The organism is Caballeronia sp. DA-9, assembly GCF_051615025.1.
Lineage (GTDB): Bacteria > Pseudomonadota > Gammaproteobacteria > Burkholderiales > Burkholderiaceae > Caballeronia > Caballeronia sordidicola.
In genome coordinates, this window is the sequence record NZ_CP195133.1 from 2,547,040 (window position 1) to 2,559,956 (window position 12,917).

The 12,917-nt window shown below is 57.3% G+C and carries 12 protein-coding genes and 1 tRNA gene; 9 read left to right on the forward strand and 4 right to left on the reverse strand.

The window, feature by feature from the left end; genetic code table 11:
- Positions 1-4: 4 nt before the first annotated feature.
- The 3 genes from ACRWA7_RS27935 to gloB form a co-directional block, all read right to left on the reverse strand.
- Positions 5-1,240 (reverse strand): MFS transporter, encoded by a 1,236-nt coding sequence (locus ACRWA7_RS27935; protein ID WP_438393595.1) that lies wholly within the window; start codon positions 1,238-1,240, stop codon positions 5-7.
- Positions 1,241-1,351: 111 nt separating this feature from the next.
- Positions 1,352-3,010, reverse strand: coding sequence for a transglycosylase SLT domain-containing protein (locus tag ACRWA7_RS27940; protein ID WP_438393597.1), 1,659 nt, complete (start codon positions 3,008-3,010; stop codon positions 1,352-1,354).
- A gap of 157 nt (positions 3,011-3,167) precedes the next feature.
- Positions 3,168-3,971 carry a hydroxyacylglutathione hydrolase gene (gene gloB / locus ACRWA7_RS27945; protein WP_438393600.1) on the reverse strand — a complete coding sequence of 268 codons (804 nt, stop codon included), beginning with the start codon at positions 3,969-3,971 and terminating at the stop codon, positions 3,168-3,170.
- An 18-nt stretch (positions 3,972-3,989) separates the two neighbouring features.
- Here gloB and ACRWA7_RS27950 point away from each other — a divergent pair, with 18 nt between their 5' ends.
- The 8 genes from ACRWA7_RS27950 (at position 3,990) to ACRWA7_RS27985 (ending at position 10,245) form a co-directional block, all read left to right on the forward strand.
- Complete coding sequence (locus ACRWA7_RS27950; RefSeq protein WP_438393603.1) at positions 3,990-4,835, forward strand: class I SAM-dependent methyltransferase; 846 nt, start codon at positions 3,990-3,992, stop codon at positions 4,833-4,835.
- Entirely contained in the window at positions 4,835-5,293 is a 459-nt protein-coding gene (gene rnhA, locus ACRWA7_RS27955) for a ribonuclease HI (protein ID WP_438393606.1), read from the forward strand. The genes ACRWA7_RS27950 and rnhA overlap by 1 nt, the downstream gene beginning before the upstream one ends.
- A gap of 12 nt (positions 5,294-5,305) precedes the next feature.
- Positions 5,306-6,043: a DNA polymerase III subunit epsilon gene (dnaQ, locus tag ACRWA7_RS27960; RefSeq protein WP_060819775.1), complete on the forward strand. Its 738-nt coding sequence runs from the start codon at positions 5,306-5,308 to the stop codon at positions 6,041-6,043.
- A 79-nt stretch (positions 6,044-6,122) separates the two neighbouring features.
- Positions 6,123-6,197: transfer RNA gene (locus tag ACRWA7_RS27965), tRNA-Val, on the forward strand.
- 173 nt (positions 6,198-6,370) lie between these two features.
- Positions 6,371-7,390, forward strand: a complete 1,020-nt coding sequence (locus ACRWA7_RS27970; RefSeq protein WP_438393607.1) for a site-specific integrase — start codon at positions 6,371-6,373, stop codon at positions 7,388-7,390.
- Between the two features lie 226 nt (positions 7,391-7,616).
- Positions 7,617-8,255 carry a division plane positioning ATPase MipZ gene (locus ACRWA7_RS27975; protein WP_438393610.1) on the forward strand — a complete coding sequence of 213 codons (639 nt, stop codon included), beginning with the start codon at positions 7,617-7,619 and terminating at the stop codon, positions 8,253-8,255.
- Between the two features lie 10 nt (positions 8,256-8,265).
- Entirely contained in the window at positions 8,266-8,547 is a 282-nt protein-coding gene (locus ACRWA7_RS27980) for a plasmid partition protein ParG (protein WP_438393612.1), read from the forward strand.
- Between the two features lie 480 nt (positions 8,548-9,027).
- Positions 9,028-10,245 (forward strand): hypothetical protein, encoded by a 1,218-nt coding sequence (locus tag ACRWA7_RS27985; RefSeq protein ID WP_438393613.1) that lies wholly within the window; start codon positions 9,028-9,030, stop codon positions 10,243-10,245.
- A gap of 294 nt (positions 10,246-10,539) precedes the next feature.
- Here the strand turns inward: ACRWA7_RS27985 and ACRWA7_RS27990 are convergent, their stop codons facing one another.
- On the reverse strand, positions 10,540-11,973 hold the full coding sequence (locus tag ACRWA7_RS27990) for a hypothetical protein (protein WP_438393615.1): 1,434 nt from the start codon (positions 11,971-11,973) through the stop codon (positions 10,540-10,542).
- Between the two features lie 306 nt (positions 11,974-12,279).
- Between ACRWA7_RS27990 and ACRWA7_RS27995 the strand changes: the two genes are divergently transcribed.
- Entirely contained in the window at positions 12,280-12,534 is a 255-nt protein-coding gene (locus ACRWA7_RS27995) for a hypothetical protein (RefSeq protein ID WP_438393618.1), read from the forward strand.
- Positions 12,535-12,917 lie beyond the last annotated feature (383 nt).

Below are 12,917 nucleotides of genomic sequence, written 5' to 3' on the forward strand. Positions count from 1 at the left end.
GCAGCTAAGACGCCATGCCCCGGTGTTTTTCGAGAACGCTGCCTGGCAATGCATACCAGATGGCGCTTGCGATCTGCAGTGCGATCAGCACGCCCCACACGCTCAAGTGCGCAACGACCGGATAGCGCCCGGCTTGCGCAGGCCAGTGCGACAGCATTGCGCCGATTCCGACTTGAAGGCCGAAGATCAGGATGAACAGCACGAGTGTCAACGTGCTGTGAGCCCGGCCGATCATGTGCGTCGGAAAGTATTCGGCCATCACGGCGTAGCTCAGAATGCCCGTCCCGCCGAAAATCCCGTAGCACGCAATCAGGAACGCGGGTGAAATCGGCGCACGTGCGAGCATCAGCAACTGAACAAGCACGAAAAGCGCCATGCCGAACCCGCAAAAGGCGTACACGGTGACGCCGCGTTTGGCCAGGCTGCGCGCCGCCGCGCCGAAACTCACGCAGCCGATCATCATTGCTATTCCGAGCACCGATACCAGCACTGCTGCGTATTCGGCGCTGAGGTTCATGACATCAAGCAGATAGGGCCTGATCCAGAGCGACTGCATGGCGTAAAAAACGCCCTGCGTCACCACCGGAAACGATGCAATCTTCCAGAACGTACCACTGCGCAAGATATGCCACGTGCCCTTGAACTGCGTGAGCATATCCGCGTTCCGATGCACGCCTTCACGGCGCTCTGGAGCGAATACGAAGATGGCCACGGCAACCGCGAGCGTCATGACAACGAGCCCAAAGCAGATATGACGCCAGTCGGTCACGCCGAGCAGCAAGGCGAGCGGCGAACCGACGACCACGCCGCCCAGACCGCCTACCGCCATGACCAGGCCATTGACCATGGGCAATTGCGCGACGGGAAGGATTTGCGCCAGCGCCTTGAACGCCGCGCTCATGCACACCGACACGCCAACGCCGATCAGCAAGCGCCCCGCCATCATGCCGCCGATACCCCGCGCCGCGCCAAACACGCCAATCCCGAGAGCCGCGAAAAGCAGCATGCCGGCCGTGACGCGGCGTGGACCAAAGCGGTCGAGCAACATGCCGACGGGAATCTGCGCGGCGGCAAAACCAAGAAAATACAGCGATGTAAGCAAGCCAAGATCGGCCGCCGACAGCCCGAGATCATGTGTGATGTACGGGGCGAAGCCCAGGTTTACGCCACGGAACACGTACGAAACAAAGTATCCGGCCGAGAACAGGAAGAACACGCGAAGGCTGGCGGAGGACGTCATGTGCAGCGCAGGGGCTTTATAGAATTTGAAGCGGCAGTTTAACGTGCGCGCCCAAATGAAAACGCCGTCACCTTGGTGACGGCGTGGATTCTTGACCGCGTGGACAGCTTGTTATTTCTTTTTGTCCTTGCCGGCCTTCGTGCTTTTGGACGCCGCCGCGACCGGCTTGACCGCTATCGGCTTCGCTTTCGCCGGCGCACTGGTTTTCTCGGCAACGCGCGTCACCTTGGCTGGCGCGGCGCTGGCCTTGGCATTACGCGACGAAACGCCCTTCGATTGCGGTGCGTGCGTGCCGATCTTCGTCACGCCGCCCTTCGTCCGGCTCGTCACGCTCACCGTCTCGACGCGAACCGGACCCGGCTCCGCCGGCACGGCACGGCCAACCGGCACATGCAACACCATCACCTGGCCTGGCAACACGGAATCGCGATGCGTCCGGTTCCAGCCCTTCAACTGCCCGACCGAGACGTTGTATCGATCGGCGAAGGTCGACATGGACTGCGCGCGGCGCACGCGAATCAGCATCTTGCGCGTATCCGGGACATCGGGTTCAACGGCAAGCATGGCGCTTTCGGCGACGTCGGCGCTGATGTCCTCGTCATCGTCATCGCCGCGCGGCACCACGATGGTCGATCCCGCCTTCAGCCGCATGCCCGCCGGAATCCGGTTCACGGACATCAGCGTATCCGGGTCCACGCCGATTTTCTGCGCGATAACAGCGGGCGTCGCACGTTCGCTCACCGTATAAGTGGTCCACGACGACAGCGCGCCCGAATACGACTTCAGGTTTTTCTGGAAGGCGTTGGCGTTGTCGAAAGGAAGCAGGATTTGCGGATTGGTCGCGCCCAGAATCACCGGCTTCGCAAACGACGGATTCAGCGAACGAAACTCCTCCACCGTCATGCCCGCGAGCCGGGCGGCCATGGTCACGTCGATGTCGCGCGCCGTGGTCACGGTCACGAAATACGGGTGATTCGGAATATCCGGCAGCGTGAGACCATACATCTGCGGATTCGCGATGATGTTTTTCACGGCCTGCAGCTTCGGCACGTAGTTACGCGTCTCGTTGGGCATGCGCAGGCTTTGGTAGTCCGTGGGCAAACCAAGCGCCTCGTTCTTCGCGATCGCGCGCTGCACGCTGCCCTCGCCCCAGTTATACGCGGCGAGCGCCAGATGCCAGTCGCCGAACATGTCATGAAGCCGCGACAGGTAATCGAGCGCCGCGCTCGTCGACGCCAGCACGTCGCGCCGCTCATCCTGAAACATGTTCTGCTTCAGGTTGTAGTCGCGGCCGGTGCCCGGCACGAACTGCCACATGCCGGCGGCCTTCGCCACGGAAAGCGCCTGCGGGTTATAGGCGGATTCGATGAATGGCAGCAACGCGAGCTCGGTCGGCATGTGCCGCTGTTCGAGTTCCTCGACAATGTGATACAGGTATTTTTGCGACCGCCCCGTCATGCGCTCGACGTAATCCGGGCGTTGCGCGTACCAGCTCACCTGCATGTCGACGAGGTCGCTTTGCAGATCGGGAATCTGGAAACCACGGCGGATACGGCCCCACAAGTCGCCGTCAGGTCCGGAAAGCGAATCGACTGATGTCTTGTCGACGTTGATCGTTTCACGGGCGGCGGCAGTCTTGCGAATGGTGTCGGCTACGGCTTGCTGCTTCTGGGCGGAAGGGAGTGAAGATAGGGAATTGGTCGCTGTCGGTCCCTGGCTGGCACATGCAGCCAAAGTCAGGACGAGTAGCGCGCTAAAAATCAATCGCATGAACGTCTCGGATTCCAAAAAATGTGCTTGGAAATTTGGACCCGATAGTACGGAACCGCACTCTTTACGTCAATATAAATGCAAAAAACATAGCAAAATCCGGGCTCTGCAATGCTTTTCAACGTTTCAGATGAAGATATCCGCAGGGCTACGCGGGTTAGCGAAATTTGTCCTTCCAGCCGCGCATGAGTGTGAACGCATCAAGCCGATCGTGCACTGGGCGATTGAATTGTGCAGCAAGCGTGGCCTGGACTTTTTTATTATCGACACGAAGGAACGGATTGGCCTGACGTTCGTGCGAAAGCGTGGTGGGAATGGTCGGCCGATGGCGGGCGCGCAGGCTTTCCGCTTCTTTTTGCCATGCGGCGAGCGCAGGATTATCGGGGTCCGCCGCGCGCGCAAAGCGGATGTTCGACAGCGTATATTCATGCGCACAATGAACGCGCGTCGCGTCTGGAAGCGCGGCGAGCGCATCAAGGGAATTCAGCATTTGCTCTGGCGTGCCTTCAAAGAGCCGGCCACAGCCGCTTGCAAAAAGTGTGTCGCCACAGAATAGATGGGGCGTACCCTGCGGGTCTGCCGCCTGGAAATACGCGATATGCCCGGCCGTATGCCCCGGCACGTCGATCACCGAAAATTCCAGCGCCGGACTCGCAATACTGACGATATCGCCCTGCTTCACACGCCGCGTCAGATGGTCGATCTTCTCGCTGGCCGGGCCGGTCACCGGGATTTCACCCTCGGCCGAATGGCTAACGAGCAGCTTTGCAACGCCGCCGACGTGGTCGTGATGGTGGTGCGTGAGTAAAATAGCAGTCAGCCGCAAGCCGCGCTTCGTCAGATAGGCGTCGACCGGCGCGGCGTCGCCCGGGTCGACCACGACGGCATCCTGGCCGTCGGAAATCACCCAGATGTAGTTGTCTTCAAACGCCGGAACCGGCACGTACTCAAGCGTTTTCATAAGGCGACTCACCCGAACATGTCAGAGCGAACGATTATAGACTGGCCCGCCTGGACGCTCTCCGCGCCCGGCCGCTATGTGCTCGACTGGGAGCAGGCGCAGCTCGACCGAGTGGTATCGGATATTTTTGGCTATCACGCGCTGCAGTTGGGTCTCCCCGGACTCGACGCATTGCGCGAGAATCGCATGCCGTATCGCGGCCTCGTGCTCGATACCGCCAGCGCCGCCAGCGCGCCTTTCACGCTCCCGCCGCCCGCTTCCGCTGACGTACGGCCGGGCGTGACCGCGCTGCCATCGGCTAGCCGTGGTTTGCACGCGCCAGAGGGGCGCAGCGCCGTGTGGTGTGACCTGCTGGACTTGCCGTTCGAGGCGCAGAGCGTCGATTTGCTCGTCATGCCGCATACGCTCGAATTCACGAGCGATCCGCACCGCTTGTTGCGCGAAGCCGAACGCGTGCTGATGCCCGAGGGCCAGTTGATCATTCTCGGTTTCAATTCGCTCAGCTTGTGGGGTGCGCGGCAATCGCTCGGCAAGGTCGCCGGCAAGCCGTTCGTGCCGTCCGCGCATGAAATGATCGCGTTCACGCGGATCAAGGACTGGATCAAGCTGCTCGGATTCGATCTTGAACGCGGGCGCTTCGGCTGTTATCGTCCGCCTCTTCTCACCGATCAGTGGCTCGCGCGCTATCAGTTCATGGAAGCCGCCGGCGACCGCTGGTGGCCGATCTTCGGCGCCGCCTACATGATCACCGCCGTCAAACGCGTGCGCGGCATGCGCCTGATCGGGCCGCGCAAGCTGAAAAAACCCGCACTCGCGCCCGGCTTGGCTCCGGTCGCCACGCCGCACACACGCAACGAGCATTGATGACACAAACTGCCAGCGACAAAGTAATCGACATCTACACCGACGGCGCTTGCAAGGGCAATCCCGGTCCGGGTGGCTGGGGCGCGCTGCTGCGCTTTGGTGACCAGGAAAAGGAATTGTTCGGCGGCGAAACGCCGACAACCAACAACCGCATGGAACTGATGGGCGTGATTTCGGCGCTTGAGGCGCTCAAACGCCCGTGCCGCGTTGTGATCCACACCGATTCGCAATATGTGCAGAAAGGCATCAGCGAATGGATTCACGGGTGGAAAAAGAAAAACTGGATGACGGCCGCTAAAACGCCCGTCAAGAACGCGGATCTCTGGAAACGGCTCGACGCGCTGGTGGCCCAGCACCAGATTGAATGGCGCTGGGTGAAAGGCCATGCCGGCCATCCAGAAAACGAACGCGCCGACGCGCTCGCGAATCGCGGCGTGACCTCACTCGCGGAAGGATAATTTTTTATTTCTATGCGCCAACTCGTACTCGATACCGAAACAACCGGCCTCAATGCCCGCACGGGCGACCGCATTATTGAAATTGGCTGTGTTGAGCTTGTGAATCGACGGCTCACCGGCAACAACCTGCACTTTTACGTGAATCCGGGACGCGACAGCGACCCGGGCGCGCTCGCGGTGCACGGCCTTACAACTGAATTTCTCAGCGATAAACCCCGCTTCGCCGACATTGCCGCCGAGTTGCGTGATTTCGTGGCGGGCGCCGAGCTGATCATCCACAACGCCCCGTTCGACGTTGGCTTCATGGACGTCGAATTCGCGCTCCTCGGCATGCCTTGCGTGAAGGACGTGTGCGGCGGCGTGATCGATACGCTCGTACAGGCGAAGCAGATGTTTCCCGGCAAACGCAATTCACTCGATGCGTTATGCGACCGCTTTGGCATCAGCAATGCGCACCGGACGCTGCATGGCGCGTTGCTCGACTCGGAGTTGCTCGCGGAAGTTTATCTGGCCATGACGCGCGGCCAGGAAAGCCTGGTCATCGACATGCTTGGCGAAATGCCTGTGTCCGGTCCTGGACATGCGCCGCGCATTGCGCTCGATGATTTGCAGTTGCCGGTGCTGATGGCGTCGGAGGAAGAATTGAGCGCGCATCTCGCCGCCCTCGATGATCTCGATAAAGCGGTCAAGGGCACGAGCGTCTGGAGAATCGAAACGGTTATCGATGTTGAAGTTTCGGTCACGCCTTGAACCGGCGAACATAATTATTGAAGCACCGGAAGAATCACTTTACGAAACGGCGGCGCTCTGACATAATTCAAAGCTCTTCGGGTGGTTAGCTCAGCGGTAGAGCACTGCCTTCACACGGCAGGGGTCACAGGTTCAATCCCTGTACCACCCACCAGGATTCCTGGGTCGTGAAAGCCCAGAAGAATCAAGGCCCTACGGCGAAAGTCATAGGGCCTTTTTCTTTTCTGGCAGCAGAGCCTAACTCGCGCATAACGCCATTTGGCGCAAAAGCGGCGCAGTCGAAAATAGCCCCAGACACAAAAGCAACCAATATCGTCTGGAGCATCAATGGCAGGCATCTGGAAACGCGGCAACTACTGGCGCGCATACATCAGGCGGCAGGGTTACCCCCAGCAGAATCGCAGTTTCGACACCCGAACCGAAGCCGAGGCTTGGGCCCGGGGCATTGAATGCGAGATGGACCGCGGCATCTTCGTCGACCGAACTCAGGCCGAGCTCAACACCTTCGGCGATCTCCTGAAGCGTTATGCCGAGGAAGTCTCACCGCACAAAAAAGGCGGCGCCGGAGAAATCCTACGCATCCGCAAACTGCGCACGGAATCGCTGGCCGAGTACAAGGTTGCGGCGCTGACAAGCAAAGTCATGGCCGAATACCGCGATAGCCGGCTGCGTCAGGTGAGCGGATCCACGGTCAACCGTGAGCTGACTCTGATCGGCCACGTGCTTACTATTGCCCGCAAGGAATGGGGCATCCCCATCAAAGCTAACCCTGTATCGGAGATCCGTCGCCCCAAAGAAAATCGGGCGCGCACACGGCGTCTATTCAATGACGAAGAAAAACGCCTGCTTGCCGAGCTCGCCCCCAGCCGACGTGACGAGAACAGACGCTTCGAGCCCGGCGGCTGCCGCAACAAATGGGTGCTGCCCGCCGTGGTCCTCGCGATTGAAACGGCCATGCGCCGCAGCGAGATTCTCTCCCTGCATTGGCCCGATGTGTTCCTCGACGAACGATTTGTCCGGCTGCACGACAGCAAGAACGGAGAGCCGCGTGACGTTCCGCTCTCGACACGAGCTGCGGCCACACTGGCGGCCCTGCCACACGATCCTGACGGTCAAGTGTTCCCGATCACCGGCGAAGCCCTCAAGAAGGCATTCACCCGCGCCTGCGAGCGTGCCGGAATTGCAAACTTGCATTTCCACGATCTGCGGCACGAAGCGACATCGCGAATAGCTGAGCGCCTCGACAACATTCTCGAGCTATCAGCCGTGACCGGGCATAAGACCTTACAGATGCTGAAGCGGTACTACCACCCGCGTGCGATAGACCTGGCGAGAAAGCTTGGCTAATGCACCGGTGTCCGCCCTGCCCCGACTGAAAAACCTAACTCGCTCACAACGCCATGTACGGCTGCGGGCTCGGCCGCATAGGATGCGCTCAACGTAACTCAACTCAGAGTCGCCGGGCAAAGCTCGGTGTGGCACGACTCGACGGTGAGTAACTTAACTCCGAGCCACTCGGCGCAACTCCAAGTGGTTCCCCGGGAACTTACTCACCTCATCAGGGAGCGAAGCGATGATCCTATTGATCGCCGCAGAGAAAGGAGGCGTTGGTAAGTCGACGCTTGCCACGAATTTGGCCGTTTACTTGGCCCATCAGGGCGTGGACATCGTGTTGCTCGATACCGACGGCCAGGCGACGGCGGCCCGGTTTGTCGAGCGGCGCGATGAGGTTGGTATCACACCGGCTGTGCCGTGCGTTCAGCGTACCGGCGAGATTGCCTCGACGCTTCGTGACCTTGCGCGACGGTATCAGGTGGTCGTGGTCGATGCAGGCGGCCGCGATTCGCGCGAAATGCGGTCCGCGATGGCCGTCGCGAATCTGCTGCTCGTGCCAACCAAGGCCAGTCAGGCGGATCTGGAGACATTCCTGAAGGTCAACGAGCTGATCGGCTTGGCGCGCGGACTGAATCCGGAACTGAGGGCAGTAGCGGTCCTTTCCATCGCTCCATCCAACCCGGTGATTCGTGAAGTCGAGGACGCACGGAACCTACTGGCCCGGTTTGACCAGCTTGAACTCGCTGACACGATCATCCGGGACCGCAAGATCTATCGCGATGCCCTCCTGGCTGGCAAGGGCGTCACCGAGCTCGACAACAGCCGTGCACGCGCGGAGATCCAGCTTCTCGCCCAGGAATTTTTCGACCTCACTTGAAAGGATTCACATGACCACCAAATTCAAGCTTCAATCGCACACGGCCAAGCCAGAACTGCGCCCGGCCAGCCCCGAAGATTTTTCCAACGATGCCGGAATGGTCCGTTCACAGCAGCAGCCGCGCCCTTTAAAGCCCGTGCGCCTAAATCTGGATCTCACCCCGGATTTCCATGAGCGAGTGAAGCTCCGTGCAGCAGATCTGCGGTTGACCGGCGCGCAGTACGTGCGCGAACTGATATTGAAAGACCTGCAAGACCGAATACTGGATGAACTCAACTCCAATCAACGCTGATTGACTTTACTCAACTCGCGTGACCCACTCATAGGAGAGGCATATTACCGGCGTTACGAAGGCCGCGACGGTAGCCGTATCTACTCATTACCGTCGAGAGTCCCGTTGACGGGCGCCCCGTAGTTCAGGGGGTGGAATGAGATGCCCAAGCCCCGCCCCGCCTACCACTCCCACCTTGCTATAGAAATTCTGTAGCAACCCAGATTCGCTCGATCGCACAAGCGAACTCCTTCCCTAATGACCCTACGATACCGCTATTGACACAGTTAACAGCCAAAGCAGCCCTCGGCTCGACATCCTCGCAGCAATATCTCGTTCGGCGTAAATCGGCCACCTTCGTCCTTTGACCGGCGCTCTCACGAGGACGCTCGAACGTCGGTTCAACCTAACACCGGACCTTCACACACGGACGCAGTTCGTAGCTGAGTTCGGGCAGGTGATATTCTTTCTGCTCGCTGTATTTCCACACACGGATGCGGTATGAAACGTTCTCTGTCAATCGCTAATGGGCCGAAGCAGCAACTTTTTCTCGCATATCTGAACAGCGAGTTCGCCAAGCAAGCGGTGCGCTCCCAAGCGGCGCTTGGAGTCACAGCAGACGGATCTTTCAGCACTACGGTACATACAGTATTCGGCGAAAACTTCGGCCAGCTCGAGCTGCAATGGGTATTCGACACATCGTCGACCGGAGAGCTGATTAGTGTTGAGGTATCCCCGATAGGCGAGGCCATTTATGGGCCTGTGGTGGACTGGGAGAACGCTGCTCAGGATATTGTGAATTCGGCACTACTGTCTGCATTCAACGAGCGCCGCACTCGAACGGTTAGGCGCCAAATCTTGTATTACATCGGTCCTCAACTGGATGGCGAGTATTGGTTCCGCGGTGTGCGGCTGGCTCCCGCCATGTTGGACGATCCCTTTCCCGCCCTGCTCAATGCTGAACGCGTCGTTGCCTTGGACTTCGAGGTTGATTCGATTGACGAACGAGATGCTAGCTACTTGGCCTCTGAGTTCTCTCGGCGCTTGGCGGCTCGCTTTTCGCTCTTGCTGGACGTCGATCTATATGAATATACCGGTGAACAAGTCTGGGTTCTCCTTCCTGAGGGATCGCGAAGTGAAAGGTTTAGTCGGGGCGTCTTCAATGTACCCGTGCCAACCTCCATGCCGGGCAAAGGAAACATTTGCGGCGCGGGCGCCTGGGGATCGGCGATCGCAACATACGGCCGCACCACAGGTACGCTGAAAATGCCTCCCGAGGCCAGAAGGATTCTGAGAGGACTTGACGGTTTGGCAGAACCAGTGAAAGATGCGTTCGATGGTGCTGCGAGGATGTATCAGATTGGCCTGTCGCTATTTCAACGTTTTCCCTCTGCTGCACTAGCTTATCGTGTTGCGTCAATCGACGCCCTGCAGCAAACGGAGCCGGACTGCAATGGCTTTAGCGAATTCATGCGGAAGTATTCACCCCAAGCCGCCGCAGACCCGAAGATGCTGGATTACCTGCATAGTGACATCAGGTCGTCCCACTTTCATGCGGGTAAGTTTGATCTGGGCGAGTTTTCAGCGCAGCGACATATGGACATTGTGTCTGACCCAGACACAGCCCACCGTTCCCTCCTGCGCTATCGATGTTTCGAGGTAACACGGGAGGCGCTGGTGAACTGGATGGTGTCGATCGCCGCGCCCCCTTGTTCATAAAGCCTCTGTAGGCACCCGCTACCGCGTAACGACGTCGGCGATGATGCGGGCCTTGAGCGCGGAGTTTTTCCCGTCGTTCCGCACTTGAGTGGTCACCGTTGCGGAAGCCTCCGTGCCCGCATGGTTGATCTTCACGGCTGCTGGTGGGTATGTTGGCTTCCGGGGACCGCCTCGTAGATGTCGAGGGGAGTGACGAGTTTCTTCTGCGGGTCGGCTCACACCTGAAAACGGAGTTCCGCGTCGTCATGAAACCTATAGACACGAGGGACGGAAATACGTTGTCCTTCGCAGGGATCAATTAGGGCCGCCTGTGGTGAGAATTTTGCGAAGCACCTGTCGCTCATTCGGGGTAAGTAAACGAAATGTGATCTCGTTATCGAGCCCCTTGATCGCTGCGTCTAGCTGTGAGGTCTTGGCATTCTCCCGAGCGGTCCGTAAATTCATTTTTAATTCCTCAAGCTCCTTCGTTTCTTGATGCGAGGAGTTCTCGCGGAGAATAGCGGTTTCTACGGCCTGCGCTCGCGCTATATCAAAATAAAGGTCGAAGCCATACGATTTTCTGAGCTCGGAGTTTTGAAGCAAAGCAACAGCCTCACGCAAAGGGGTAAGCGAATCTGTTTCCAATTCTTCTATATATATAGACGATTGCGACTTTTTTTCCTGACCCGAAAGATCTCGCCATTCTCGGGCGATCGCCTCGAAGGTCGAGACACCGAGTACGTCTAACGGTGATAAACGCTGGTCGAGCGAAGTCAATCCCGCCTGATTCGCCTTCCATGCCGTCTTTAGACTCTGCTGCGCATCGCGCAGGCGTTTGGTCCATTCTCGATCGTTTTCTTGTGGAGGATTGTTTGAGACCTTGATTACGGTTCGTGTGAGTTGATTTACATTCTTTATATCGTTACGATCAGTATCATAGGCTTCTTTGGCCTTATTGTAGGCTAGTAACAAATAGTTGTTATCCCATTCATCGGATAATCGAAAGCTCCTGGGGCGGGCAAGATTGTAATAAAACCTCGATGAAATTCTCAATACTGACGTGCGTTGATCGCTATTGGCTGTTTGATATGCTTGCGTCATAATTTTATCGCCATCACGGGCGACATTCTCAAACTGTTGTTTGTCATTATTTCCCAGTTGAGATATTTCAAGGAAGATGGCTGCTTTATCGAGCAGTGCCTCTGTCAAGAGCTTTGGGCTCTGAATCTCTTGAAAGTAGTGAACGGCTTCATCGGCCCAGAATGTCGCATTCGGCTTTGTTGAACTATCGTCTTCTACAATCCGATACATTCGATTAACGTACGACAGGGATTTAGAAACCTTCTCCGGATTCTGTTTTTTTCGATCAGCGAGCGACGATTGCTTCCAGGCATACTCAAATTGATTGCGGGCTTCTATCAGGGAGGTCGCGGGCGTCGTGCCTGGGGAAATAGTGCGCGCTGAACGCGCTACCTCCGCCGCTGCGATCCACTTATCGATAGCTCCAGACAGCGTGATCCCTCCCGTCGGGCTCGGTGTCTCGTTCGCGGACCGTATTACTGAGTAACCGAACGACACGCAGCCAGCGAAGAACAGTAGAAGCGCCGCAAACCGCCATTTATCGTGCGATCTGCGAAAAAATCCATAGGCAAGGCACGAAAACAAGATACACATTAAGGCAACTATCCCGAGGTTACTCGCCGCAGCTGCCTTAATGATTTCCGGTAAATTCTTCGCGAAGTCTTCCATACCTAACTCCGCAGCAAGGCGATTCATGATTAATACGAACGCGTTCAAATCGCCGTAAGTTATGTCACAGAATCGCAACGGACCGCCGGCACTTCGAAGTTCTTTGTATTGTGCGAATATATACGTCGCGGTACAGAATAGATATTCCGGCCGCCATTCTGAAACATACTGCACGGTCGATTTCCGTATGTACGCTAGCGCTCATTTGTGCCATTTCGTCCTTGAAAAACGAACAGCATTTTCCTACGTTTGTCTGGACTGCCCGACATTCCCGGCAGCGCCTATCAACCAACCTCAAGGAAGTATATGGACCAGTTGCGCGGTAAAGTCACCACAGTTTCATTCCATGTTGTGTACACAGATGGGTCAACAAAGGATTCCATTTTCGAGCCCAAAGAGGACCTGAAAGCCATCTTGCTGTCGGAATCCTTCATGACGGAAGAAATGAAAAAGCTCTTTACTAAATCTACGACAGACTGGAAGGTAAACCCAGCGATGATCATTGTTGACGGGGCGAGGATTTTGGCAAATTGCGATTGGCCAGACTGCCAACAAGCTTAAATGGCAGATCTCACCAAGATAGTGGTGTTTTGAAGCACTTGCAGGGTGCAACTCGACCTGACCGACGGTTTTGTGTCAACAGGCTTGCCACCCGAATGTCATGTTCGGGTCGATGCTGTTGGCAAAGTCTGTGTCCATTCGTTCCGCAAGATTTTCATGGGTCATTTAGTCTACCCCTAACCAAGGCTTACGAGTGGCTTGTAGCCCGATCTGAAAGCTCGAAATTTTTGCCTGGGGCGCGGCAATTCCACGCGGCGACTTTTTCAACAACGTCGATCGGACTGAGAACGGTCAAAGTTAGTTTGACCAATGCGTAAATAGCTTTGCCGCGAAATGCTCATTTCGGTTACCTATCTATGCCGCAAATTAGAGAACCGATAGTA